General features: G+C 62.5%; 21 protein-coding genes. 5 read left to right on the plus strand and 16 right to left on the minus strand.

The annotated features are described in order from the left end of the window. Positions 1-1,440, minus strand: a complete 1,440-nt coding sequence (locus J1N02_RS09310; protein WP_421147311.1) for a cytochrome ubiquinol oxidase subunit I — start codon at positions 1,438-1,440, stop codon at positions 1-3. A gap of 318 nt (positions 1,441-1,758) precedes the next feature. On the opposite strand from J1N02_RS09310, the gene J1N02_RS09315 reads away from it, so the two are divergent. Further along, complete coding sequence (locus J1N02_RS09315; protein WP_027605305.1) at positions 1,759-3,006, plus strand: MFS transporter; 1,248 nt, start codon at positions 1,759-1,761, stop codon at positions 3,004-3,006. Positions 3,007-3,068: 62 nt separating this feature from the next. On the opposite strand, the gene J1N02_RS09320 is transcribed toward J1N02_RS09315, so the two are convergent. From J1N02_RS09320 to J1N02_RS09335, 4 genes are all read right to left on the minus strand, one after another. Beyond that, a complete protein-coding gene (locus J1N02_RS09320) occupies positions 3,069-5,252 on the minus strand; it encodes a xanthine dehydrogenase family protein molybdopterin-binding subunit (protein ID WP_027605304.1) in 2,184 nt (727 codons plus the stop codon). After that, positions 5,249-6,238: an FAD binding domain-containing protein gene (locus J1N02_RS09325; RefSeq protein WP_092358266.1), complete on the minus strand. Its 990-nt coding sequence runs from the start codon at positions 6,236-6,238 to the stop codon at positions 5,249-5,251. Before J1N02_RS09325 ends, J1N02_RS09320 begins: the two co-directional genes overlap by 4 nt. Next, positions 6,235-6,759 carry a (2Fe-2S)-binding protein gene (locus J1N02_RS09330; RefSeq protein WP_027605302.1) on the minus strand — a complete coding sequence of 175 codons (525 nt, stop codon included), beginning with the start codon at positions 6,757-6,759 and terminating at the stop codon, positions 6,235-6,237. Before J1N02_RS09330 ends, J1N02_RS09325 begins: the two co-directional genes overlap by 4 nt. A gap of 96 nt (positions 6,760-6,855) precedes the next feature. Then, complete coding sequence (locus J1N02_RS09335; protein WP_027605301.1) at positions 6,856-7,302, minus strand: DUF4879 domain-containing protein; 447 nt, start codon at positions 7,300-7,302, stop codon at positions 6,856-6,858. Positions 7,303-7,490: 188 nt separating this feature from the next. Between J1N02_RS09335 and J1N02_RS09340 the strand changes: the two genes are divergently transcribed. Both J1N02_RS09340 and trmA read left to right on the plus strand, forming a co-directional pair. Next, positions 7,491-8,786, plus strand: a complete 1,296-nt coding sequence (locus J1N02_RS09340; RefSeq protein ID WP_053137959.1) for an NCS2 family permease — start codon at positions 7,491-7,493, stop codon at positions 8,784-8,786. Beyond that, complete coding sequence (trmA, locus tag J1N02_RS09345; protein WP_027605299.1) at positions 8,783-9,862, plus strand: tRNA (uridine(54)-C5)-methyltransferase TrmA; 1,080 nt, start codon at positions 8,783-8,785, stop codon at positions 9,860-9,862. The genes J1N02_RS09340 and trmA overlap by 4 nt, the downstream gene beginning before the upstream one ends. Here the strand turns inward: trmA and J1N02_RS09350 are convergent. From J1N02_RS09350 to J1N02_RS09390, 9 genes are all read right to left on the minus strand, one after another. Beyond that, the gene (locus J1N02_RS09350) at positions 9,845-10,312 is read right to left on the minus strand and encodes a DUF2442 domain-containing protein (protein ID WP_421147312.1); all 468 of its coding nucleotides are present in this window, start codon (positions 10,310-10,312) and stop codon (positions 9,845-9,847) included. The genes trmA and J1N02_RS09350 overlap by 18 nt on opposite strands. Continuing rightward, entirely contained in the window at positions 10,309-10,737 is a 429-nt protein-coding gene (locus J1N02_RS09355) for a DUF4160 domain-containing protein (protein WP_421147313.1), read from the minus strand. The genes J1N02_RS09350 and J1N02_RS09355 overlap by 4 nt, the downstream gene beginning before the upstream one ends. A 135-nt stretch (positions 10,738-10,872) precedes the next feature. After that, positions 10,873-12,201, minus strand: coding sequence for a TolC family outer membrane protein (locus J1N02_RS09360; protein ID WP_027605297.1), 1,329 nt, complete (start codon positions 12,199-12,201; stop codon positions 10,873-10,875). After that, the gene (locus tag J1N02_RS09365) at positions 12,198-13,523 is read right to left on the minus strand and encodes an HlyD family type I secretion periplasmic adaptor subunit (protein ID WP_027605296.1); all 1,326 of its coding nucleotides are present in this window, start codon (positions 13,521-13,523) and stop codon (positions 12,198-12,200) included. The genes J1N02_RS09360 and J1N02_RS09365 overlap by 4 nt, the downstream gene beginning before the upstream one ends. After that, complete coding sequence (locus tag J1N02_RS09370) at positions 13,520-15,256, minus strand: type I secretion system permease/ATPase (protein ID WP_421147314.1); 1,737 nt, start codon at positions 15,254-15,256, stop codon at positions 13,520-13,522. Before J1N02_RS09370 ends, J1N02_RS09365 begins: the two co-directional genes overlap by 4 nt. 174 nt (positions 15,257-15,430) lie before the next feature. Then, the gene (locus tag J1N02_RS09375; protein WP_065924157.1) at positions 15,431-16,051 is read right to left on the minus strand and encodes a heme acquisition protein HasA; all 621 of its coding nucleotides are present in this window, start codon (positions 16,049-16,051) and stop codon (positions 15,431-15,433) included. 103 nt (positions 16,052-16,154) lie between these two features. Further along, positions 16,155-18,905, minus strand: coding sequence for a TonB-dependent hemoglobin/transferrin/lactoferrin family receptor (locus tag J1N02_RS09380; RefSeq protein WP_421147315.1), 2,751 nt, complete (start codon positions 18,903-18,905; stop codon positions 16,155-16,157). A 151-nt stretch (positions 18,906-19,056) separates the two neighbouring features. Further along, positions 19,057-20,055 (minus strand): FecR family protein, encoded by a 999-nt coding sequence (locus tag J1N02_RS09385; RefSeq protein WP_421147316.1) that lies wholly within the window; start codon positions 20,053-20,055, stop codon positions 19,057-19,059. 63 nt (positions 20,056-20,118) lie between these two features. Next, positions 20,119-20,640 (minus strand): RNA polymerase sigma factor, encoded by a 522-nt coding sequence (locus J1N02_RS09390; protein WP_065925006.1) that lies wholly within the window; start codon positions 20,638-20,640, stop codon positions 20,119-20,121. Between the two features lie 206 nt (positions 20,641-20,846). Between J1N02_RS09390 and aroQ the strand changes: the two genes are divergently transcribed. Further along, positions 20,847-21,296 (plus strand): type II 3-dehydroquinate dehydratase, encoded by a 450-nt coding sequence (aroQ, locus tag J1N02_RS09395; protein ID WP_010206717.1) that lies wholly within the window; start codon positions 20,847-20,849, stop codon positions 21,294-21,296. Continuing rightward, on the plus strand, positions 21,293-22,141 hold the full coding sequence (locus J1N02_RS09400) for a shikimate dehydrogenase (protein ID WP_414886728.1): 849 nt from the start codon (positions 21,293-21,295) through the stop codon (positions 22,139-22,141). Before aroQ ends, J1N02_RS09400 begins: the two co-directional genes overlap by 4 nt. 49 nt (positions 22,142-22,190) lie before the next feature. Here J1N02_RS09400 and J1N02_RS09405 read toward each other — a convergent pair whose 3' ends face one another. Together J1N02_RS09405 and quiC are read right to left on the minus strand one after the other, a co-directional pair. After that, positions 22,191-22,856 carry a TetR/AcrR family transcriptional regulator gene (locus J1N02_RS09405; protein WP_027605289.1) on the minus strand — a complete coding sequence of 222 codons (666 nt, stop codon included), beginning with the start codon at positions 22,854-22,856 and terminating at the stop codon, positions 22,191-22,193. Positions 22,857-22,936: 80 nt separating this feature from the next. Further along, positions 22,937-24,838, minus strand: a complete 1,902-nt coding sequence (gene quiC, locus J1N02_RS09410) for a 3-dehydroshikimate dehydratase QuiC (RefSeq protein ID WP_027605288.1) — start codon at positions 24,836-24,838, stop codon at positions 22,937-22,939. Positions 24,839-24,849 lie beyond the last annotated feature (11 nt).

The following is a 24,849-nucleotide window of genomic DNA, read 5'->3' on the forward strand; positions in this document are numbered from 1 at the left end:
TCAATTCCCCTTGTGCTGGATGTGGGCGTGGTCGTCATCGCTGCCATCATCGGCGGCGGACAACGGACGGGCCGGTGTGCGTTTCTGGCCAGGGCCACCGTGGGTCGGTTCCGTGCCTTCGTGGGTCACCGGGCCTTTGCGCACCAGGCGCATCATGTAGCCCAGGCCGGCGCCGAACAGCGCGAAGTACACCACCACGAACAACACCAGGGTGATCGTCATCTGCGCCAGACTATGCCCGGAAGAAGCATCCGCAGTGCGCATCAACCCGTAGACCACCCACGGCTGGCGGCCGATCTCGGTGGTGAACCAACCGGCGAGAATCGCGATCAGGCCGGACGGCCCCATCCACAGCGCCAGGTACAGGAACGGCCTGGACGTGTACATCTTGTCGCCCCGGCGCAGCCAGAGGCTGAACAGGCCGGTGAAGATCATCAAGAACCCCAGGCCGACCATGACCCGGAACGACCAGAATACGATGGTCGAATTCGGCCGGTCTTCCGGCGGGAATTCCTTGAGCGCCGGCACCTGTTTGTCCAGGGAGTGGGTCAGGATCAGGCTGCCCAGGTACGGAATCTCCACGGCGTATTTGGTTTTTTCCGCTTTCATGTCCGGCCAGCCAAACAGGATCAGCGGCGTTGGCTCATTGCCTTTGTTTTCCCAGTGGCCTTCAATCGCGGCGATTTTCGCCGGCTGGTGCTCGAGGGTGTTGAGGCCATGGAAGTCGCCGATCACCGCCTGGATAGGCGCCACGATCAGGGCCATCCACATCGCCATCGACAACATCTTGCGGATCGCCGGGTTGTCCTTGCCGCGTAGCAAGTGCCAGGCCGCCGAGGAACCGACGAAGAACGCGGTGGCCACGAACGCCGCCGTCGCCATGTGCATCAGGCGGTAAGGGAACGACGGGTTGAAGATCACCGCCAGCCAATCGGTAGGAATCACGCGGCCGTCGATGATTTCAAAGCCTTGCGGCGTCTGCATCCAGCTGTTGGACGCCAGGATCCAGAAGGTCGAGATCAACGTACCGACGGCCACCATCAGGGTGGAGAAAAAGTGCAGCTTGCGCCCCACCTTGTTCCAGCCGAACAGCATCACGCCGAGGAAACCGGCTTCGAGGAAGAAGGCCGTAAGCACTTCGTACGTCAGGAGCGGCCCGGTCACGGCGCCGGCGAAGTCCGAGAAGCGGCTCCAGTTGGTGCCGAACTGGTAGGCCATGACCAGACCGGAGACCACGCCCATGCCGAAGTTGACGGCAAAGATCTTCGACCAGAAATGGTAGAGGTCACGGTAGGTATCGTTATGGGTCTTGAGCCACAAGCCTTCCAGCACCGCGAGGTAACTGGCCAGGCCGATGGTGATCGCCGGGAACAGGATGTGGAATGAGATGGTGAACGCGAACTGAATTCGGGCGAGATCTAGCGCCTCCAAACCGAACATAAGTCTTCCTCTGTCAGGTAATACCGGCTGCTGGCGGGAGCCTGCACCCACTGCCCCCACGGATATGGAGTCTGGCGAATTTCAATTCGTTTCTTTTTTTAACCAGCCACGCAGGGAATCGGGCCTTGCGGCCACCAGAACAAATTCTGAAATGACTTTGATCTGGGTCAATAACAGTGAAAAGAGTAGTCCCATTTTCGCAGCTGGCCTGTGTGGTCTTTTGCCGCGTGACAGCTTGCCTCAGCCTTCTTCTCGCAACTAATTGTTACAGCTTGATGCTAATCTGCCTCTTCCCTCCGGCCTTGACCTGAACTCCCGATGCCCAGTGAACCCACGTTGCTGTTACGTCACCACCGCCCTTTCATCGCGTTCTGGCTGGCACGGATCTTCACCGCCAGCGGCTTCCAGATGCTTACCGTGGCCATTGGCTGGAACCTCTACCAACTCACCGGCAACGTGCTCGACCTGGGGCTGGTCGGCCTGGTGGAGTTCGTGCCGCGCGTGCTGTTCATGCTGCACACCGGGCATGTGGCCGACCGCTATGACCGACGCAAAGTCGCGGCCATCTGCCAGACCGTGCAGGCGCTGATTGCCCTTTCCCTGGCCATTGGCGGCCTCACCGGCAACGTGACCCGCGAGATGATCTTTATCCTCGCCTTCCTGCTCGGCGCCGCGCGCTCGTTTGAAATGCCCACCACCCAGGCCCTGCTGCCAAGCATCGTGCCCAGTGCGCTGTTCCCGCGTGCGGTGGCCTCGTCGCAGTCGGCCCAGCAACTGGCAACCATCGTCGCCCCGGCGCTCGGTGGTTTGCTATACGCCTTCGGCAGCGTCTGGGTGTATGGGCCCACGGTGGCGCTGTACCTGATTGCCTGTGTACTGACCCTCAACCTGCCCGCCCGCCAGACCCCGCTCAACAAAGGCAAGGCCACCCTCGATTCACTGCTGGCCGGCATCCGCTTTATCCGCAGCCGCCCGGACATCCTCGGGGCGATTTCCCTCGACCTGTTCGCCGTGCTGCTGGGCGGCGCCACCGCGTTGCTGCCGGTATTCGCCAAGGACATCCTGCTGACCGGCGCATGGGGCCTGGGCCTGTTGCGCTCGGCGCCGGCGGTGGGCGCGCTGTTGATGTCGTTGTGGCTGGCGCGCTTTTCGGTAGATCGGCAGGTGGGCCGGGTGATGTTCACCGCCGTCGGCGTATTCGGCGTAGCGACCATCGCCTTCGGCCTGTCCACCTCGTTCTGGTTTTCCCTGGCGGTGCTGGTGGTGCTGGGCGCGGCGGACATGATCAGCATGGTGATCCGTGCGTCCTTCGTGCAGTTGGAGACGCCGGATGAAATGCGCGGGCGGGTCAGTGCGGTCAATGGTCTGTTTATCGGCGCCTCCAACCAATTGGGCGAGTTCGAATCGGGGATTACCGCCCATTGGTTCGGCACCGTGCCGGCCGTGGTGATGGGCGGCATCGGTACGCTGGTGGTGACCGGGGTGTGGATCAAACTGTTCCCGACCCTGGCGAATCGGGATCGTATGCATGTGCCGATAGATGAAAGCATCAAGCCCGCGGCATGATCCAATGTGGGAGGAGGCTTGTTCCCTCCCACATTTGGACCTTCAGTGTTTGCTGGACCGCGTCAGAGCACCTTATCCAGGGTGATCGGAAACTCTCGCACCCGCTTGCCGGTGGCATGGTAGACCGCATTCGCCACCGCCGCCGCCACCCCGACAATGCCGATCTCTCCCACGCCCTTGGACCCAAGGGCGTTGACGATCTCGTCATGTTCCTCGACAAACACCACGTCAATCTCGCCGATATCGGCATTTACCGGGATGTGGTACTCGGCCAGGCTGTGGTTCATGTAGCGGCCCAACTGATGGTCGATCTGGGTCTCTTCATGCAGGGCCATGCCGATGCCCCACACCACCCCGCCGAGGATCTGGCTGCGGGCCATCTTCGGGTTGACCACCCGCCCGGCCGCAATGGCGCTGACCACGCGGCTGACCTTGATCGTGCCCAAGTCTTCATCCACCCGCACTTCGACGAACACCGCCGAATGGGTGGCGGTGGCGTAACCCTCGCGTTTCTTGTCCGGCTCGCTGTCGACCTGGACTTCCACGCTCTCTTCACCGCTGTCCTTGACCAGTTGTGCCAACGACACACTCACATCGCCGGTGTGCAGTTGGCCGTCTTCAAAACGCACGGACTCGGCATCCTTGAACACCGGGTAAGTCTGCCGGGCGATGGTCAGCAGCCTCGCGCTCAACGCTTCGCAGGCTTGCTGCACGGCGGTGCCGACGGACGACACGGTGAACGAGCCGCCTTGCAGCGGCGCGGTGGGCAATGAAGAGTCGCCGAGCAGGAACACCACGTCCTCAACCGCCACGCCACTGGCCTGCGCCGCGATCTGGGTCATCACCGTGTAGGTGCCGGTGCCGATGTCCGTGGTCGCACTGCTGACGGTCAGCTTGCCCTCGGCGTCGATGCGCGCCTTGGCGCTGGCCTTCATCTGCATGGCCTCCCACACGCCACCGGCCATGCCCCAGCCGATCAACTGGCAGCCGTCGCGCATGCTGCGCGGTTCCGGGTTGCGCTGGCTCCAGCCGAAGCGCTCGGCACCTTCGCTGTAACACTCGCGCAGGGCCTTGCTCGACCAGGGTTTGTCTTCGTTCTGGTTGCGCTCGGCGTAGTTGACCAGGCGCAGTTGCACCGGGTCCATGCCCAAGGCGCTGGCCAACTCGTCCATGGCGCACTCCAGGCCGATCACGCCCAAGGCAGCGCCGGGCGCGCGCATGTCCAGGGGCGTGAATACATCCAGCGGCACCAGTTTGTAGGTCAGTTGCACGTTGTCGCAGTGATAGAGCATGCCGCTCCACTCCACCACGTGCTCGCTGAAGTCTTCGAAGCGCGAGGTCTGGCCAATCGCCGTATGCCCCAATGCCAGCAGGCGACCATTGGCGGCGGCGCCCATCTGCAAACGCTGCAAGGTGCGCGGGCGGTAGCCGAAGGTGAACATCTGCTGGCGGGTCAGGGTGACGCGCACCGAGCGCTTGAGCGCCAGGGACGCCATCACCGCCAGCGGCAATTGATACTGCGGGCGCAAGCCCGAGCCGAACGCACCACCGACGAACGCGGCGAAGATCCGCACCTGGCTTTTATCCAGGCCGAACACGTCTTGCACATAGGCCTGGCAGTTCTGCGGGCCCTGGGTCTTGTCATGGATATGCAGGGTGCCATCCGGCTGATACAGCACGGTGCTGGCGTGGGGTTCCATGGGGTTGTGGTGTTCGATGGGGGTGCTGTAGTGCAGGTCGAGGCTGACGGCGGCAGCGGCCCACTCGGCCTGGAAGTTGCCACGCGGCTTGGGCGGCGCCTGCGGTGAAGCATGGGCCTGTTCCTGCTGGGCGAGCAGGTCGGTCTCGAAGTCTTCCCGTGCGTAGTCGATCGCTACCAGCGAGCCGGCATGCCGCGCCAGTTCCAGGTTGTCGGCGATCACCAGGGCCAGGGGTTGGCCGCTGTACAGCACCCGGTCGTTATACAGCGGGCGAAACGGTGAGCCGTCCGCCGCATCGTCATCCTGGAAGGCATCGTCGTAACGGGCGATTTTCGGCCGGTTGAGGTGATGAATAACCGCCACCACGCCCGGCAGGGCCAGTGCCCTGGACGCATCGATCGCCAGCACACGGCCCTTGGCGATGGTGCTGGACACCACACTGCCGTGGAGCAGGCCGTCCTCGGGAAACTCACCGGCATAACGCGCCTGGCCGGTGACCTTGAGCAGACCGTCGACACGGTCCAGGGGTTTGCCAATAGCGGTCATGGGCGATCTCCTGCGACGGCGGCGTCGCTCAGGGCACGGATGATTGCGCGGCGCGCCAGCTTGATCTTGAAGCCGTTGTGTTCCAGCGGCTCGGCGTCTTGCAGCACCGCGTCGGCGGCATTGCTGAAGGTTTCGCGGCTGACCGCCTGGCCGATCAGCGAGGCTTCCACCGCACGGTCGCGCCAGGGTTTATGGGCCACGCCGCCGAGGACCAGGCGCGCGTCGACGATTCGATCGCCGTCCAACTCGAGAGCGGCGGCCACCGACACCAAGGCAAACGCATAAGACGCGCGGTCGCGGATTTTCAGGTAATGGCTGTGACGGGCCAGGTGGTCAGCGGGCAATTCGATGGCGGTGATCAGCTCATCGTCGGCCAGCTGGTTGTCGCGTTGCGGCGCATAACCGGGCAGGCGGTGGAAGTCGGCAAATTCGATAACCCGCGCGCCGCCACGCCCCTGCACATGCACCCGCGCCTCCAGCGCCGCCAGGGCCACGCACATGTCCGAAGGGTGAGTGGCCACGCACTGTTCGCTGGCGCCGAGGATCGCATGGATACGGTTCAACCCAGTGCGCGCCGGGCAGCCGCTGCCGGGTTCACGCTTATTGCAGGGCACGCTGGCGTCATAGAAGTAGTAGCACCGGGTGCGTTGCAACAGGTTGCCGCCGGTGCTGGCCATATTGCGCAGTTGCGGCGAAGCACCGGCAAGGATCGCCTGGGACAGCAACGGGTAACGCTGTTCGATCAGCGGGTGCCAGGCCAGGTCGGCATTGCTCACCAGCGCGCCGATGCGCAGGCCGCCCTCGGCGGTTTGTTCAATCTCATTGAGCGGCAGGCCGGTGATATCGATCAGGTGCTCGGGGCGGCTGATGTTTTCTTTCATCAAGTCCAGCAGGTTGGTGCCCCCGGCAATAAAGCGCGACGCGGCGCTGCTCAGGTGCACGGCTGCGTGGACATCCGCCGGTTTGCTGTACTGGAAGGGATTCATCGCTCACCTCCCTGGGCCCGGCACGCCGGCAAAGCCTCTTCGATGGCATCGCGGATATTGCTGTAGGCGCCGCAGCGGCACAGGTTGCCGCTCATCAGCTCCTGGATCTGTGCACTGTCGTGGGCACGGCCTTCATTGACCAGGCCAACGGCGGAGCAAATCTGACCCGGCGTGCAGTAACCGCACTGGAAGGCATCGTGCTTGATAAAGGCTTGCTGCATCGGGTGCAGTTGGTCACCGTCGGCCAGGCCTTCGATGGTGGTCAGTTCGGCGCCGTCGCACATCACCGCCAGGGTCAGGCAGGCGTTGATGCGTTTACCGTCGCGCAATACTGTGCACGCACCGCATTGGCCGTGGTCGCAGCCTTTTTTGCTGCCGACCAGGTCCAGTTGCTCGCGCAGCAAATCCAGCAACGTGGTCCAGGGCAATACGTCGAGTTGACGGTCCTGACCATTGAGGGTCAAGCGTATGGAGTGGGCGACGAACGGTTGGGCCGCCGCGCCATTGGGGATCGCGCTCATAAACACCTCACGGGTTGGTGTACATCCGCGGCGTTCAGGAAAGTCGCCGTCTCAGGGGTACGACTTCCCGGGGTATTGAGCGTTCAAGGTGATTGATCAGCGGATATTGAGGAGGGTCTTCAAGGTGTTCCGCGGGCCGTTGATCGACGAGTTGCTGTATTCGAACCAGCCTTGGGCCTGGACATTCAGGTCAAATACATAGATGTAGCCCATCAGCGTGCCTGCCCCGCTGCAGGCCTCGCTGACGCTGCCGACCTGGCACACGGGCGTGCGTTGCCCGCTCAGTTCGGCACCATTGAAGCGCCCCATCGGGTTGTTACCCAGGCCGACTTCCATCACCGACACTTGGGTGGGCCCACGGTGCGTGCACATCTGGGTGCTTTGCGCGCGTTCCGGGATGGTTTCCGTGCAGTGCGCCGATTCGACCTTGAATACGCGCACCTCGCTCAAGGGCGGTGCAGTCGCGCCCCACACCGGTGCCGCGCCCAACCACAGGCCGAGACAGGGGATCAGGGCTAGACTCCACGCGTTGGCTTTTTTCATGCTGTCGATGACCCGCTGTTGAACGTCGCCGCAGTATGCCTCAAGGCCATGCGCCACACAGCCTCGGCTGCTGGTATGATGCGCCGCTTTTTCCGATCCTCTCTGGAACCACAGGCGCTTGGCGCAGTTTGTGCTTTGACTTAGAGGTCAACAAATAACGACGCAACATAGCGTCACAGGGAGCAGGCATGCTGGAAAAGCTGTTTCAACTCAAGGCACACAACACCAACGTGCGCACCGAGATCCTCGCGGGCATCACGACATTCCTGGCCATGGCCTACATCCTGTTCGTGAACCCGAGCATCCTCGGCGAGACCGGCATGGACAAGGGCGCGGTATTTGTCGCGACGTGCCTGGCGGCGGCCATCGGTTCGACCGTGATGGGCCTGATCGCCAACTACCCGATCGCGCTGGCACCGGGCATGGGCCTCAACGCCTTCTTTACCTACACCGTGGTGTTGCACATGGGCCACACCTGGCAGGTTGCGCTGGGTGCGGTATTCATTTCGGCGGTGCTGTTCTTCCTGCTGTCGATCTTCCGTATCCGTGAGTGGATCATCAATAGCATTCCCCTGCCCCTGCGTTCGGCGATTGCCGCCGGTATCGGCCTGTTCCTGGCACTGATCGCCCTGCACAACGCCGGGATCGTGGTCGGCAACCCCAACACCCTGGTGGGCATGGGCGACCTGACCAAGCCGGCGCCTATCCTGGCCATCCTCGGCTTCATGCTGATCGTTGCGCTGGAAGCCCTGGCCGTACGCGGCGCGGTGCTGATCGGCATCCTGGCGGTGACCATCGTCTCCATTCTGCTGGGCGTCACCGCGTTTGGCGGCGTGATGTCGATGCCGCCGTCCCTGGCCCCGACCTTCCTGCAGCTGGATATCAAGGGAGCGCTGGACATCGGCCTGGTCAGCGTGATCTTCGCCTTCCTGTTCGTCGACCTGTTCGACAACTCCGGCACCCTGATCGGCGTGGCCAAGCGCGCCGGGCTGATGGGCAAGGACGGCCACATGCCGAAAATGGGCCGTGCGCTGATCGCCGACAGTACCGCCGCCATGGCCGGTTCGCTGCTGGGTACGTCGACCACCACCAGCTACATCGAATCCGCTGCGGGCGTGAGCGCCGGTGGCCGTACCGGCTTGACCGCCATCGTGGTGGCGATCCTGTTCCTGCTGGCGCTGTTCTTCTCGCCGCTGGCCGCCAGCGTACCGGCCTTTGCTACCGCGCCGGCGCTGCTGTTCGTCGCCGTATTGATGACCTCAGGCCTGGCCGAAATCGACTGGGATGACATTACCGTTGCAGCGCCGGTGGTGATCACCGCCCTGGCGATGCCCTTCACTTACTCCATCGCCAACGGCATTGCCTTCGGTTTCATCGCCTGGACCGCCATCAAGCTGCTTTCGGGCCGCTACCGTGAGCTCAACCCGGCACTGGTGATTCTGTCGATTCTGTTTGTGATCAAGCTGGGCTGGTTCAACGCATGACTTTTGACGCCACACGCTACACCGCTCAACTGCAAGACAAGGTCACGCGCTTGCGTGACCTGTTGGCACCGTTCGACGCACCCGAGCCGCAGGTCTTCGAGTCGCCGCTGCAGAACTTCCGCCTGCGGGCGGAGTTCCGCCTGTGGCGCGAAGGCGGTGAACGCCACTACGCGATGTTTTCCCAGGACGACAAGCGCACGCCGATCCTGATCGAAGCGTTCCCCATCGCCAGCCAGCGCATCAACCAGTTGATGCCCCAGCTCAAGGCCGCCTGGCAAGCCAGCGCTGCCCTGAGCCACAAGCTGTTCCAGGTGGAGTTCCTCACCACCCTGGCCGGCGACGCGATGATCACCCTGTGTTATCACCGCCCGCTGGACGAGCACTGGCACACGGCGGCGAATAAGCTGGCGACTGAATTGAATGTGAGCATCATCGGCCGCTCCAAGGGCAAGCGCGATGTGATCGGCCACGACTACGTGGTGGAAAAACTCGACGTCGGCGGCCGCACTTTCAGTTACCGCCAACCCGAAGGCGCCTTCACCCAGCCCAACGGCACGGTGAACCAGAAGATGCTCAACTGGGCATACGAAGCCTTGGGCGATCGCCCGGATGACTTGCTGGAGCTGTATTGCGGCAACGGCAACTTCACCCTGCCCCTGGCCACCCGTGTGCGTAAAGTGCTCGCTACCGAGATCAGCAAGACCTCGGTGAATGCGGCCCTGAGCAACCTCGATGAAAACGCGGTGGGTAACGTCACCCTGGTGCGCCTCTCCGCCGAAGAGCTCACCGAAGCGCTGAATGAAGTACGCCCTTTCCGCCGCCTGCACGGCATCGACCTGAAGAGCTATGAATTCGGTAGCGTATTCGTCGACCCGCCCCGCGCCGGCATGGACCCGGACACCTGCGAACTGACCCGGCGCTTCGACAACATCCTGTACATCTCCTGCAACCCGGAGACGCTGGCGGCGAACATTGCGCAACTGCATGACAGCCACCGCATTACCCGGTGTGCGATGTTTGACCAGTTCCCCTGGACGCACCATATGGAATCCGGGGTGTTATTGACCCGGCGGTAATTCAGCGTCCTCAGGTTCCTTCTTGCGTGGCCGGCCGCCCTTCTTGCCATTGGCGCGGGCGGCGGCGGATTTGGCTGCGCTGCTCTTGCGACCGTTGCGTGACGCTACCAGGCTGGTGGCCAGGTCCATCAGCGGCTGGCTTGTGGCGATCAGGCCCGTGATCGAAACATCCAGATCCCGGGCCTCACAGCTAATAGCCTTGCCACCGAAACTGACTTCCAACTGCTGGAAATCTTCCTCTGAAAACCCTTCGAACTCCGGCAGGCCGGCCACCGGCAACATGACGCGGCTGCCGTCGCTGAAGCCGATGGAGATGCAGTCGTTTTCATAACGCACATTGCTGGCGTTGGCGTACAGGCGCTTTAGCCTACGGCCACGGGCGATTGCCTTGTCGATGTCGGCGTCAGTGAGAGGTACATAAGGTATGACTTTGGCTTTTACGATTTTCATAAATTAATCCCCACGCAATCTGGCGCTCTTACCAGATTCAAAATAGTCCGTTGCGCTACAGCGTCGTGCCAGGCGCTTGCGATGACGTAGACACCACGTCGAATGACTAACCCTGGAACCAATTCACTGGTGTCCCAGTTCCAGGAATGATTCTCCAGGCAAACCGTTTGCAGTTTTTCCCACCAAATCCTGCGTGCCCGTGCCAGATAATGTCGCTGCATGATTACCTCGCGTATGTCCTTCAGAACCGCCGTGGGTGGCCGCCTCCGTTCAGGCTCTACGTCCCACAATTCAACGTCCCCATCCAAAAAACTGAAACGAAACCGCGCATCCCATTCCCTGCCCCTGACATGTACATGAGGCGGACAATGCTCGTCCCTGATAAACACCGAGATGACATATCCCTTATAAACACCTAATTTCATCGCAACCCATCCGTTAGGTTATTTTCCGCCAGGTAACAATTTCCCTCTGCCACCCGACAACCGGCTCCCTATTCCCGAAGCTGTTTCACAGATTAGTAACCACAAAAAACCCGACGAATGCCGGGTTGTAACCACTCATGCCGAAGGCTGGAAGTACCCCGCCAACGCCCGCAAGTCCTGCTCGCTCAGCAACCCCGCGTAATACTTCAACTGAATCCTGGCCAGCAGATACGCATGCCGCGCATTGGCCAGGTCGCGGCGGGCGGTGAAGAGTTGTTGTTCGGCGTCGAGTACGTCGAGGTTGACCCGCTCACCGCCGCTGACGCTCTTTCTGGTCGCAGTAACCAGTGCGGTGGCTGAGCTGACGGCCATCTCGTAGGCACGCACTTTCGCCGCACCACTGGTGTTGAGGTTGAACTGCTTGCGCAGCTCCACCAGCGTCGCCGAGGTGTGTGCGTCCAGCTCGTATTGGGCCTGGGACAGTTGATTGGCCGCCTGGCGCGTAGAGGCCGACACCGAGCCGCCGGCAAACAACGGCAGGCTGACCTGGATGCCGACGCTGTTGGTGTCGTACTTCTGGTTGTAGCTGCTTTCCGAATCGGAGCTGGTCTGGCGGCTGCTGGCGTACAGGCTGACCTTGGGCATGTGCCCGGCGCGTTTGCGCTCCACTTCGTAGGACGCCACGTCCAGCGCGTGGTGCTGGGACTTGAGTTCGGGGTTGTTGGCCATGGCCAGTTCGCGCCAGGTTTCGAAGCGGTTGGGCTCCAGGGGCGGGATGTCGAATGGGCGGGCCAGGGGTGCCAGCGCTTCGATCTGCAACGGTTGGCCGACAATCGCTTCCAGCTCGCGCAAGGCGCTGTCCTGGGCGTCCAGCGACTCGATTTCCTCCGCCTGGGCCAAGCTCAAGCGTGCCTGGGTTTCGAGTACATCGGTGCGCGTGCCTTCGCCACCTTTGAGCAGGCGATCATTGAGTTGCAGGCGTTCGGCATACGCACGTTTCTGCGCACGGCTCAACTCGATGCGTTCCTGCGCCAGCAGCGCCTGGCTGTAGGCACTGAGCACGCGCACGGCCAACTCCTGACTCTTACTGCGAAAACGCTCATCGGCCATAAGCGCCTGGGCGGTGCCTTGGCGAAAGCGCGCGTAGGCTTCGTAGTCCAGCAACGGTTGCTGCAAAGTCAGGGTCGAGGCATAGCTGCGGTAATCACGGTCGCTGGTGACATCGCCGACGGCGGTGCTTTGGGTAACTTCGGATTCGTTGCGCGAGTTGTTATAGCTCCAGGACAGGTTCGGCAATAACGCCGCTCGGCCGATCACGCGGTTCTCTTCACCGGCCTCGCGCTCCTGGATGGCGGCCTGGAAGGTCGGGTCATTGCGCAGGGCGAGGTCGTAGGCGTCGAGCAAACCCAAGGCATGTGCCGCCGGTGTAACGCTCAGGCACAGGGTCAAAAACAGCGCCTTCATTCTTCCACCAGGGCCATGTGGGTACGGTCCAGCAAGGGTTTGAACAGGTAGTTGAGCATCGAACGCTCACCGGTCTTGATGAAGGTTTCCACCGGCATGCCCGGACGAATCCGCACGCCGTCCAGTTGTTGCATGCCCCCCGCACTGACCTGGGCGCGCACGGTGTAATAAGGCTCATCGGTGCGCTCATCGACCTGGCGGTCGGCGGAGACCAGCGTCACCTCACCGGCCACCCGTGGGGTGGTGGCCTGGTTGAACGCCGAGAACAGCAACTCCACCGGTAGGCCCGGATGCACCTTGTCGATCATTTGCACCGGCACCCGCGCTTCCACCCACAGCGGTTCGCCCTGGGGCACGATGTCCATCAGGGCCTGGCCGGGCTTGATCACGCCGCCTTCGGTGTACACCTCCAATCCGACCACCACCCCCGAGGCCGGCGCCCGCACCAGGCTGTTGGCCAGTTCGAACTCGGCCGACGCCAGGCGGTTACGCAGGTCATCGCTGCGGGTACGGGTCTCGGCCAACTGGCCGCGCAGGTCTTTCTGGAACTCTTCGCCGAGCTGGCGGATGCGCAGGCGCAGTTCCACAACCTGGCGCTGCAACTGGCCGATGCGTCCGTAGTCTTCGGCAATCGCGCCGTCGACCTGGGCGTACAGGCGCTCGCTGTCGAGCAGGCGATTGCGCGGGATATAGCCATCGCGCGCCAACTCGCGCAGCCCTTGCAGTTGCTCGTTCAATGCCGCGCGTTGCTGCAGCTTGCTCGCCTGGGAATCCCGCGTGCCGCGCAACTGCGCCTCGGCGCCGGCGATGGTTTCGCGCAGGCCTTGCTGCTCGGTGGCCAGCGCCTGGGCGCGGCTGGTGAACAGTTGCCGTTGCAGGTTCAGGGTGTTGGCCGCCTCCGGCTCGTTGAGCAATTCAGGACCGAAGGTGATGGCGGGCAGCCCTTCGCTTTCCGCACTCAAGCGCGCCTCACTGGCCAGGGACGCCAGGTACTGGCTGCGCAGCGACTGCATCTGCCCGCGCAAGGGCGTCTCCTTCAAGCGCAACAGCACCTGGCCGGCGTTGACCACATCACCGTCACGCACCTCGATACGCTCGACGATGCCCCCGGCAGGATGCTGCACGGTCTTGCGATGGCCAGAGACCATGACCTTGCCCGACACCGCCACGCCCTTGTCCAGCGGCGCCAACGCGGCCCAGCCGATAAATCCGGCAAAGCCGCCAAGCACCAACAACCAGCCCAGGCGCGAATATTTTTTGTCATCCAGCGCCAACACCGTGTGAGGGCGGTCGCTGACCAGCACCGGCTTACTCATGCTCATGCCTGTTTTCCTTCGCCGAGGCGGTAGCTCATGCTCAGGGTCGACACCGGTTTGGAGGCTGCCGGTTTCTGCCGTGCCTCCAGCACCCGCGCCGTCGGACCAAAGGCCTGCAACTGGCCGTCCTTGAGGATCAGCAACTGGTCGGTCAGGCTCAGCACATTGGCTTTGTGGGTAATCAGGATCACCGTGCGGCGCTGCTGCTTAAGCTGGGTGATGGCCTGGAGCAGCGCCTGCTCGCCCACTTCGTCGAGGTTGGCGTTGGGCTCATCCAGCACGATCAACGCCGGCAGGCCGTACAGCGCACGGGCCAGGGCCACGCGTTGCTTTTGCCCACCGGACAACCCCGCGCCGCCCTCCCCCAATTGCGTGTCATAGCCTTGGGGCAGTTGCAGGATCAGTTCATGTACGCCGGCCATTTTCGCGGCGGCCAGGACGTTGTCGCTATCCAGTTCGGCAAACCGTGCGATGTTGTCGGCGATGCTGCCGGCGAACAATTGAATGTCCTGGGGCAGGTAGCCGATGTGCGGGCCGAGTTGCTGTTTGTCCCACTGGGCCAGGTCGGCGCCGTCCAGCCGCACCTTGCCGGCCAGCGGTGCCCAGGCGCCCACCAGCACCCGCGCCAGGGTGGATTTGCCGCAGCCGGAAGGTCCGATCACGCCGAGCACGTCCCCCGCTGGCAGGTTGAACCCCAGATTGGCCAGCGCCGGTCGACGGCTACCGGGGGCGCAGGCGCTGATGTGCTCGACGCTCAACTGGCCCTTGGGCACCGGCAGGCTCATGCGCGGCGGTCGCGCCGGGTTGGCCGCCAGCAGTTGCGACAAGCGCTCGTAGGCCAGGCGCGCCGAGCCCCATTGTTTCCAGACGCCGATCAGTTGGTCGATGGGGCTCAGCAACCGCCCCATCAGGATCGAGCCGGCAATCATCATCCCCGGCGTGATATCGCCCTGCACCGCCAGCAACGCGCCCAGGCCGAGTACCAGCGATTGCAAGGCCAGGCGTACGCCCTTGGACCAGGCGGTGACGGCGGCGGTCTTTTCACTGGCCAGGTTTTGCTGGGCGAGGAACGCCTGGTGCTGATTGAACCAACGCCCGCGCAAGGTGGCGAGCATGCCCATGGCTTCGATGCTGTCGGCATTGCGCAGGTTGGCCGTGGCCTGCTGGCAGGCGTGGATGGACAGTTGGCTGGCCTGGGCCATCGGCGTCTGGCTGACATGGTGGTTGATCCACGCCAACGCGATCAGTATCGCTGCGCCGCCCAGCGCCAGCAGGCCAAGCCAGGGGTGGAACAGGAAGATCACCAGCAGGTACACCGGAAACCACGGCGCATCGAAAAACGCGAACAGCGCCTGGCCGGTGGCGAACTGGCGCAAGGTGGTCAGGTCATGCAACGCCTGGCCCGCCGCCTGGGTGCCGCCCTTGAGTTGCGCTTCGAACGCGGCGTCGTAGACCCGTTGGTTCAGGCCCATGTCCATCTGCGTGCCGAGGCGGATCACCACCTGGCTGCGCACCCACTCCAACGCCCCCATCAGGCCGAACAGGCCGAGGATCATCAGCGTCAGCATCAACAGGGTCATCTGATTGCTCGAGGCCAGCACCCGGTCATATACCTGCAGCATGTACAGCGCCGGAGCCAGCATCAGCAGGTTGATCACCGCCGAGAACAGGCCGATGTTGAAGAAGCCACTTTTATAGGCCGTGAGGGCGGCCAGGGTTTCGTTGCCGACGTGGCGCATCTGGGGATTCTCGTGGGGTTGAACGTGCAGCGTCGCCGCGTTGACAGCCGATACGGCGCTGCGCAGAATTCGGCACCGCCGTCGCCGGAAGAGTTAGAAGGCTTGGGCGACGGCGGTGTAGTACGGCGAATGGGAGAGCGATCTTCCATTCGCTTTTTTCAGGCGGCAGCAGGTTCAGGCAGCGAGTGCCCAGTCCTGTGCCACGTCCTGCACGCCCACCAGGGCAACGTCGGTGGACACTGCGCTGGCGTGTGCCGCCAGGCCCGCAGACACTTCGTCGAAGGTGCTGGCAGTGGACAGGCCAAAGTCGTCGAGCAGGTTGTTGAGCACGGTTTCCAGCGCGGCGGTGTTGCCCTGCATCAAACCGTAGATAACGCTTTGTACGTCGTTGCCAGCCCGGCCGGCGCCCTCGGCGGCGCTCAGGTCGAGGCCGTTGAACGCGACCTTGAAGTCGCTCAGGGAGAAGTCGCTGCCACTGCCGCCGCCCAGGCCTGTACCCAGTTGCACGTTATCCAGGTCGCCCCACAGGTAGTGGTTCAGGTTGCTGCTGGCGGGCAACGACGGGTTGAACACATAGTGCAGGCCATTGCTGGTATCGCTGTCGGCGATGAACGCGTACTCGGAGTTGTTGGCGCCGTGGGTCGAATACTGGTCGCCGCTGAGGGTGCCGTTGCTGAAGCCGCCGGTGTTGCTGGTGCCGTGCCCTGCGGTGTTGAACCCCACTGCCCACGAGCTCAGGTAGTCCGATACCGACAGAGAACCCAGGCCCGAATCGTAGCTAACAGAAATAGTCATCGCTAAACCTCGTTAAACAACGTTGTTGATGAGCACGCCGGTGCGGCGCGCCTTTTTGCCCACCCATGGGCAAAACCGTTGATCAAGTGCCTGCGCACGCTGATCAGAATTTGTATTCCAACATGCCGCTCAGGGTTCGCCCGCGCGCCAGGCTGAGGTTGTTGGCGTCGCCCATGGCGACGAAATAGGCTTCATCAGTGGCGTTTTCCAACGCCAGTGCAATGTTCAGTTGATCCGTCATCCAGTAACTGGCGTACAGGTCGTAGAGCGTGTACTTGGGCCACATCGCCTGATCCATAAGCTCGTAGCCCTGCTGATTGAGGTTTTCGCCGTTGCCCGAGCTGTAGCGCACACGCACACCCGTATCCAGGCGTTTTTCCAGGAAGCGCGTACCCAGGGTCAGCGAGCCGCGATCGGCCGGCATGTACGTGGCGTTCCCCATGATTCGTCCGCAGCTTTCCTTGTTGTTGGCGACGTCGTCATCCAACACCTCATAGGTGGTGACCGGCCGTATGCCGATGCGCCCATCCGGCAGGGTGAAACGCTCCAGGCGAGTAGTCCTTGGCCCGGTGGTCTTGGCACCGCCCATGTAATAGTTCTTCGAGCAGAACTCATTGCTGCCGATCATGTGGGTGTAGCTGAGGTTGGCGTACGCGCGCCCCATGTCGTAATTGAGCTGGTATTCGACCCCGCGAAAACGCGTCGGGTTGGTGTTATTGACGTAAGCCATGGTCCCGAGGAATCCACCCACCTGGGTTTCCGGCAAGCTGACGCTGGTGTTGAGGAAAGAGAAGTTTTCGATCCGGGTATCGAAGTAAGCCACCTTCATGCCGAGGCGATCGTCACTGAAAAACAAGCCTTCCTTGAAGACATTCATGCCCACTTCCCAATCCCGTGACTCTTCAGGCTTGAGGTAGGGGTTGGGAAATACGCGCTCTCCCGAACCGCCACCGTGGGGCCGACCGGTCATGAAGGTTTCGGTCACCGCCGGTGGCCGCCAGCCCTTGCCCCACCGGGTATAGAGTTGCAGCCAGTCCACGCCCGGTTTCACCGCGAGACCGAAGGTGGGGGAAAACTGGCCTTCTTCACGGTCGACCTCGATCACTTCCGAGACACGCCTGGCACCGACAAGGCTGTTGTAGAAGCGATCACGCCGGTACAGGGTCATGCCGGTTTCGCCTTCGAGCCGATAGCGGTCATAACGCAAGCCCGCATCCAGGGTCAGCCAGCCGCCATATTCGTACTGCGCGTTGTTGAACAGGCTGGCGATGGTGCGCTTGCCCCCTGGGGTGCTGCCCTCTGCGTAAGGCAACAAGCCCAGGTTGTTGGTGGCTTCAACTTTGTTGGTGCGGGGCTTGAACTCGTCCTGGTACAGCTCCACCCCGTAGTTCCAGGTGACATGCCCCTGGTCGCCAAAATCGAACCGCGAGCTGTTGTCCCCCTGCAGGCCCCAGGTGTCGGTCTGGAAGTGATCGGTGTAGGCGCCGACGTAGTTACCGGTACCTGGCGACGACAGGTTGGGGGCGTTGCCGCGATCCATCTGGGTGGTGACGTAATAGAGCTTGGCCTTGAGATCGATCAGCGGGTTGTCCGGGCTGTAGCTGTAGTCCAGCGCGACGTTTTTGGCGTTGAGATTGTTTTTGCTGGTGCGTACGTAGTAGGTGCTCTGAAGGTCGTTGGCGATATAGCCCCAGGCATCGTTACTGTCGGTGTCGGTTTCCAGGTAGCTCAACTGCACGCGCTGGTCGTTGGGCAGGTTCAGGCCGAACTTGACGATCTGCGAGCGGGTCACGCTGCCGGTGTCGCCGACTTCGCTGTTCAACCAGTCGTCGAAGGCCGCAGGGGCAGATGACCTGGCGCGCAGGTTGGTGCCCAGGTTGTCGTCGTTGTGCCGGCCGGCGCGGTAGTTACCGAAATGCCGCTCGCTGTAGCCCAGCACGACATCGCCGCGCTCATCACCAAAGGCAAACACGCCACTGCCGTTGAAGTCGGTGCCGTTACCCAGCTCACCGATGCCGCTGCCGGCGCGAAGGCGGCCGCCGTAGTCCTTGCCGTCCTTGAGGAACTCACTGGCATCCAGGGTCTTGAACGAAGCAATGCCGCCCAGCACGGCCGCACCGCCCTGCCCCGACTGGCTGCCTTTGTCGATCTCGATGCTGGAGATGAACTCCGGGTCGATCAGCATGGTGCCGTTGCGCTGCTGGTGGCCGTTGACATTGAAGTTCTGGCGCATGCCGTCGATGTTCATGTTCACCCGGCCATAGTCCTGCACACCGCGAATATTCACCGACAGGCCGGGGTCGCGCTGGTTGACGGCGGTGTAGACGCCAGCGGTTTCTTCGAGCATGTCGGCGGCGTGACGGGGCGGACGTTTATCGATCATGTCGCGGCTGATCACCGCCACGGACTTTGGGGTCTGGTACACCCAGTCGCTGGCCTGGCCGTTGGTGTTGCCGGTGATGGTGGTGGTGCCCACGGTCATGGCGCCGTCGGGGTCGTCACTGACACGGTTGAGGGTGACCTGGCGCTCACCGGTAAAGCGATATTCCACCGGCGTGGCACCGAGCAAACGGCCAAGCCCTTCCTGCACGCTGAAGCTGCCTTTGAGCGCGGTGCTGCGCAAGCCTTGCAGGCGCGGGCTGTCAAATAGCACCTGCAGACCGGCCTGGTCGGCAAAGGCCAATACGGCACTGCCCAAGGATTGCGCCGGGACATCGAACACCCGCACCGCCGACTGGGCAGCGTCCACCTGAGGTTGCACCGCATACACGGGAGCGGCCGCGGCGAACAGACCCAAGTGGATGGCCAGGGCTAACCGGCTACCGGTGATACGCCCCTTGGTGAGTGCTGACATTTCTGGTTTCCCTGCGCTGATCGTATGTTTGTTTATGCGAATGCTTCTCACCTAGCAAGACGTACGAGGCACAGGAAGTCAGTAAGGTTTTTTAAAAAGTTTTTGCGAAGGGGGGTTTTAAGCGGGTGAGAGCAGGCCTCCCACCGGGTCATCAATAGATCAGGCTGAGGCCTGCCAGGTCCAAGCGTTGCACTTGAAGTTCCTGGGTGAGCGTTCCGAGGGCGCTGTCGAGCATGTCGAGACGGAAGACGCCGCTGACTTCGCGCTCGCCCAAATCGGAATGGGTCAACACCACCCGCCCCGGACGGTAGCGATTGAGCTGCTCAATGACCTTGGCCAGGGGCTGGCGGTCAAAGATCAGTACGCCGCGTCGCCAACTGGTGGCACGGTCTACATCGAACTGATCCAGGGGCACCACCCCCTCCTGGGCGTTGTAGCGCGCAGCCTGGCCCTCCTGGAGCACCCGATCGCTCGGGCCTTTTTTCGGCGAGGCGTGCAAAGACACTTCGACGCTGTGCTGCAACACGCCCACCCAAGCACGGCGGTCGGCCTCGCGCTCCACCACAAACCGCGTGCCCAACGCCCGCGTCTGCCCGCCGGCGCTCTGCACCACGAACGGACGGGTCTCCTGACCCACCATCGGCGCCACATCAAAAATCGCCGAGCCCTGGATCAGGCTGATACGCCGCTGCACGCCGTCGTAATCCAGGCGGATGGCACTGGCGGAATCCAACTCCACCGTGCTGCCATCGGCCAAGTGTACGGTGCGTACCTCGCCCTTTTGGGTGACATAGTCGGCCTGCATGCGCAGCCAGGCGTCCGGCCCGCGCAGCCAGCCGACGCCGACCACCACCACGACCAGCGCGACCGCCGCCGCACGTTGCCAAGGCCTGCGCCGCAGGGAGCGACGCACGGGCAGCGCTGCAGTCGCGGGGCGCTGGCGGTGAACGCTCTCGTCCTTATGCACCTCGCCCAACGCCGCCCAGGTCTGTTCGGCAAAGCGCAGCGCCGCTTCGTGGCGGCTGTCGCAGGCGATCCACTGGCGCAGCTCGGCCTGCTCCTGGTCGGTCAGGGCACCGGCGTGCAGGCGCACCGCCCACTCGGCGGCCTCCTCGGTAATGCTGTGCTGTTGCGGACCCTGGCTATTCACGTGTGAATCTCGAATTTTTCGTTATATGACGCTGTGACGTCTGAGCTGAGGTTTTTCCGTAATTCATTCGTCGGCTGGCTCCACCTCGCCGTCCTGCAAGCGCTGCATCACATACGCCAGCGCCTTGGCCAGGTGCTTTTGCACGGAGCTGTCGGAGATATCCAAATGCCGGGCGACCTGGGCGTGGGTCATGCCCTCTATACGGTTCAGACGGAAGATCTGCTGGGTGCGTTCCGGCAATTCCGCCAACGCCTGCTTCAATGCCTGTCGCTGTTGCTGCGCCATTGCCTGAGCCTCCAACCCGGCCACTTCATCTTCAATCTCGGCCAGCGCCTCATGGGGCACGGAGTCTGTCTTGCGCCGCGCTTCCTGGCGAATATGGTCGATCAGCAGATTGCTCGCCGTTCGATAGAGATAGCCCTGGGAGTTGTCGATACGCTCGCCGGCAGGTTTTTCCGCCAGGCGCAGGAAGCTCTCCTGCACCAGGTCGGCCGCCAACTGCGGGTCCCGTACCTTGCGCGCCAGATACCCGCGCAGGGTATCGGCGTGCTTGAGAAACAGGCCTTTGAGATCCACGTCCGACAAACCGACTCCCTGGAATGTAAAGGAAACAGGCGGCATCTTAAGCGTTGTCGAGAATGGTTTTCAATTGATATCTAATCTGATTCGAGCGCCGGACACGTCTGATTAACGGTTCGGTAATCGAACACATCTGCCGTCATCAATTGACCAAATTAACTAACCAGTACATTTTATCCCCACAACCAACAAGAACTGTGGAGATCCCCCGTATGCCGCCCATCGTGCTGGTGCTCAACGGCCCCAACCTCAACCTGCTCGGCACCCGCGAACCCGCGACCTACGGCCATGAAACCCTGGCCGACGTCGCTGCCCTGTGCGGCCGCAGCGCCGAACAACTGGGGCTTAAAATCGAATTCCGCCAGACCAACCACGAAGGCGAACTGCTCGACTGGATCCACGGCGCCCGCGCCCGCTGCGCCGGTATCGTGATCAACCCGGCAGCCTGGACCCACACCTCGGTGGCGATTCGCGATGCCCTGGTGGCCAGTGAAGTGCCGGTGATCGAGGTGCACTTATCCAATGTGCATGCGCGCGAGGCGTTTCGGCATCACTCGTTTGTGTCGCCCATCGCCAAGGCGGTGCTCGCGGGCTTTGGCAGCCATGGCTACCACTTGGCCCTGGAACATTTCAGCCAGTTGTTGAAGGGGTCGGCCCGATGAAACCGCGCATCCTCGCCGGCCTGATCGGCGCCGGCATCCAGGCCTCCCGCACCCCCGCCTTGCATGAACAGGAAGGCGACGCCCAAGGTTTGCGCTACCTGTATCGCCTGATTGACCTTGAGCCCCTGCACCTGGACATCAACGCCCTGCCCGACCTGCTGGACGCCGCCGAGTTGATGCACTTCACCGGGTTGAACATTACCTACCCGTGCAAACAGGCAATCCTGCCGTTGCTCGATGATTTGTCCGACGAGGCCCGAGGCATCGGCGCGGTCAACACCGTGGTCTTCAAGGACGGCAAGCGTATCGGCCATAACACCGACTGCCTGGGATTTGCCGAAGGCTTTCGCCGCAACCTCAACGATGTGCCGCGCCAACGCGTGGTGCAGATGGGCGCGGGTGGCGCCGGTGCCGCAGTGGCGCATGCGCTATTGGCGGAAGGTGTCGAACACTTGAGTATTTTCGATGTGGAACCCAGCCGCGCCCGCGACCTTGTGGATAACCTCGCCCAGCGTTTCGGCGCCGGTCGCGCCCAGGTCGGCACCCACCTGGAGAACGCCATGGCCGAGGCGGATGGCCTGGTCAACACCACGCCCATGGGCATGGCCAAGCTGCCCGGCACACCAGTGCCCGCGGCCCTGCTGAGAGCCGAACTGTGGGTGGCTGAAATTGTGTATTTCCCGCTGGAAACCGAACTGCTGCGCGATGCCCGCGCCTTGGGCTGCCGCACCCTGGATGGCGGCAACATGGCAGTGTTCCAGGCGGTGAAGGCGTTTGAGTTGTTCAGTGGCGAGGTGCCGGATGCGCAGCGGATGCTCGCGCACTTCAAGAGCATGAACATCTGAAAGTTGGGAGGGAGCCAAGCGCCCTCCCACATGGGGTCAGGCGGTGTACTCAGGCCTGCAGGTAGCGCAGCACCGATTCGCAAATCATCTCGCGATGCCGCTGTTTAACCGCCTCATCCGACAGGTCGATCTGAAAGATCTCACTGAACGTATGGCGGTTGGACACCCGGTAAAAGCTGAATGAGTTGATCAGCAGGTGCACGTCCAACGGTTCCAGCCCTTCGCGAAACAGCCCCATCTCGGCGCCCCGACGCAAGGTCACGCCCAGCCCCTCGAGGATTTTGCTGTTCATCGCCTTGATGGTTTCGGTGCGCTTCACGTACTCGGCATTGTGGATGTTTTCAATGCTGACAATACGCACGAAATCGACGTTCTGATCGTGGTGATCGAAGGTGAACTCCACCAGCCGCCGGATCGCCTCACGCGGTTCCAGGGCGGTGAGGTTCATCCGCGTTTCGGTGTTGCGAATATCGCCGTAGAGCTTCTCCAGCACCTCGACGTACAACTGCTCCTTGCTGCCGAAGTAGTAATAGATCATGCGTTTGGAGGTATGGATGCGCTCGGCGATGGCATCCACGCGAGCGCCGGACAGGCCCTGCTGAACAAACTCGACGATGGCTTCCTGGAGAATGTTCTCGCGGGTCTTTTCCGGGTTGTTCTTACGACTCTTGCGCGGTGCGTCTGACACCGCGGGGAGTTCGGGACTTGAGGTCATGGTGCGCTCACGGCCATTTTTGTTGTGCAGGCCGCGATTATGGGCCGAGGCGTCCTACGAAGGAAGCACCTGGCCCACCGTTATAAACGCGCCTGGCGCACCGCGCCGCTGCGGGATTTGGCCATCGCCGCCAGGCGCACCGCTACGTTGGCCGCGCCGTAGCCGGCGTAACCGTTCTTGCGTTGGATGATCTCGAAGAAAAACCGTCCTTCGAAGGGCTCGGTGTACACATGAAACAACTCACCGCCCTGGGCGTCACGGTCGTACAACACGTTGTAGTACGCCAGTTCGCTGAGGAACTCATCATCGAAATCAAAGCGCGCGGCCAGGTCATCGTAGTAGTTGAGCGGAATATCCAGCAGCGGCACCCCGGCCTCCTTGGCACGGCGCACTTCGGCAAAAATATCCGCGCAGTCAAAGGCGATGTGATGCACACCCGAGCCGCGATAGCTCGACAGCGCGTGGGAAATCGCGGTGTTGCGGTTCTCGGAAATATTCAGCGGCAAGCGAATCGAGCTGCAACGGCTGCGCAGCGCACGGCTTTTCACCAGGCCGTAGGGGTCGGGCAGTACCACTTCGTCATCGGCTTCGAAATCCAGCAGGCTCTTGTAGAACAGCACCCAGCTGTCGAGGCTGTCGGCCGGCAAGGCCATGGCCATGTGGTCGATGCGCAGCAAACCACCGCCGGCCGCGCTGGACGCTTGCAGATTGAAATCGGTGTCGTAGATCCCGCCCTCACTCTGATCAACCAGGTAAATCAGGCTGCCGTCCGGCGCACGCACTGCCGCCAGCTCCAGCTCGTTGGGCCCGACCAGGCCGCGGTAGGGCTGGCCTTTGTAGGCCACCGCCCGTTCCAGGGCCTTGGCGCTGTCCTTGACCCGAATCGCCGTGGCGCACAACGATGGCCCATGGGCCTCGAAAAAGTTATGCGCAAAGGAATAGGGCTCGCAGTTGAGGATCAGGTTGATATCCCCCTGGCGCAATAGGCTCACGCTCTTGGAGCGGTGCTGGCCGGCCTTGACGAAACCCAGGCGTTCCAGCCAATGGGTGAGCTTGGCGCCGAGGTTTTCATCCACGGCGAATTCGAGGAACTCGATACCGTCGTATTCGCTGGCCGCCGGGGTATCAAACAGAATCTCGACAGGTTGCGCGGGCGCCTCCTGTTGCAGGCGCTCGCGGGTTTTCTCTTCCAGGTACAGCAGGGAGCGCAGGCCATCCGCCGCATTCGCGCGGGTTGGCGCGGCGCGGAAGCCATCGTTGAAAATTTCCAGGGACAACGGCCCGGTGTAGCCGCTCTTGATGATCGGCGCGAGGAACCCCGCCAGGTCGAATTCACCCTGGCCGGGGAAGCAGCGAAAATGCCGGCTCCACTCCAGCACATCCATGGCCAGGATCGGCGCGTCGGCCATCTGCACGAAGAAGATCTTGTCGCCGGGGATCTGCGCGATGGCGCTCGGGTCGCCCTTGAGCGACAGCGTGTGGAAGCTGTCGAGCAACACCCCAAGGCTCGGGTGATCGACCTGGCGCACCAGGTTCCACACCTGCTGCCAGGTGTTTACATGCTTGCCCCAGGCCAACGCTTCATAACCAATGCGCAGGCCGCGACGGCCGGCGTGTTCGGCCAACAGGCCGAGGTCGTCGAGCAGGATGCGTTCATCCCCGACGCAATCGGCCGAGGCATTGCTGCACACCAGCACCAGGTCGGTGCCCAGTTCCTGCATCAGGTCGAACTTGCGCTCGGCGCGCTCCAGGTTGCGCGCCAGGCGATCGCGGCGGCAGCCTTCAAAGTCGCGAAATGGCTGGAACAAGGTGATAGCGATGCCGAGGTCGGCGCACATCTGCCTGACTTCACGGGGGCTGCCGTCGTAATACAACAGGTCGTTTTCGAAGATCTCGACCCCATCGAACCCGGCGGCAGCAATGGCTTCGAGCTTTTCCGGCAGGGTACCGCTCAAGGACACGGTGGCGATGGAACGTTGCATGGGCGACTCCC

This window comes from Pseudomonas sp. NFX5 (assembly GCF_049132125.1).
GTDB lineage: Bacteria > Pseudomonadota > Gammaproteobacteria > Pseudomonadales > Pseudomonadaceae > Aquipseudomonas > Aquipseudomonas marginalis.

Coding starts and splice junctions, on each gene's coding strand:
- J1N02_RS09310 (WP_421147311.1), bottom strand. CDS start 1,440: ATGTTCGGTTTGGAGGCGCTAGATCTCGCCCGAATTCAGTTCGCGTTC.
- J1N02_RS09315 (WP_027605305.1), top strand. CDS start 1,759: ATGCCCAGTGAACCCACGTTGCTGTTACGTCACCACCGCCCTTTCATC.
- J1N02_RS09320 (WP_027605304.1), bottom strand. CDS start 5,252: ATGACCGCTATTGGCAAACCCCTGGACCGTGTCGACGGTCTGCTCAAG.
- J1N02_RS09325 (WP_092358266.1), bottom strand. CDS start 6,238: ATGAATCCCTTCCAGTACAGCAAACCGGCGGATGTCCACGCAGCCGTG.
- J1N02_RS09330 (WP_027605302.1), bottom strand. CDS start 6,759: ATGAGCGCGATCCCCAATGGCGCGGCGGCCCAACCGTTCGTCGCCCAC.
- J1N02_RS09335 (WP_027605301.1), bottom strand. CDS start 7,302: ATGAAAAAAGCCAACGCGTGGAGTCTAGCCCTGATCCCCTGTCTCGGC.
- J1N02_RS09340 (WP_053137959.1), top strand. CDS start 7,491: ATGCTGGAAAAGCTGTTTCAACTCAAGGCACACAACACCAACGTGCGC.
- trmA (WP_027605299.1), top strand. CDS start 8,783: ATGACTTTTGACGCCACACGCTACACCGCTCAACTGCAAGACAAGGTC.
- J1N02_RS09350 (WP_421147312.1), bottom strand. CDS start 10,312: ATGAAAATCGTAAAAGCCAAAGTCATACCTTATGTACCTCTCACTGAC.
- J1N02_RS09355 (WP_421147313.1), bottom strand. CDS start 10,737: ATGAAATTAGGTGTTTATAAGGGATATGTCATCTCGGTGTTTATCAGG.
- J1N02_RS09360 (WP_027605297.1), bottom strand. CDS start 12,201: ATGAAGGCGCTGTTTTTGACCCTGTGCCTGAGCGTTACACCGGCGGCA.
- J1N02_RS09365 (WP_027605296.1), bottom strand. CDS start 13,523: ATGAGCATGAGTAAGCCGGTGCTGGTCAGCGACCGCCCTCACACGGTG.
- J1N02_RS09370 (WP_421147314.1), bottom strand. CDS start 15,256: ATGCGCCACGTCGGCAACGAAACCCTGGCCGCCCTCACGGCCTATAAA.
- J1N02_RS09375 (WP_065924157.1), bottom strand. CDS start 16,051: ATGACTATTTCTGTTAGCTACGATTCGGGCCTGGGTTCTCTGTCGGTA.
- J1N02_RS09380 (WP_421147315.1), bottom strand. CDS start 18,905: ATGTCAGCACTCACCAAGGGGCGTATCACCGGTAGCCGGTTAGCCCTG.
- aroQ (WP_010206717.1), top strand. CDS start 20,847: ATGCCGCCCATCGTGCTGGTGCTCAACGGCCCCAACCTCAACCTGCTC.
- J1N02_RS09400 (WP_414886728.1), top strand. CDS start 21,293: ATGAAACCGCGCATCCTCGCCGGCCTGATCGGCGCCGGCATCCAGGCC.
- J1N02_RS09405 (WP_027605289.1), bottom strand. CDS start 22,856: ATGACCTCAAGTCCCGAACTCCCCGCGGTGTCAGACGCACCGCGCAAG.
- quiC (WP_027605288.1), bottom strand. CDS start 24,838: ATGCAACGTTCCATCGCCACCGTGTCCTTGAGCGGTACCCTGCCGGAA.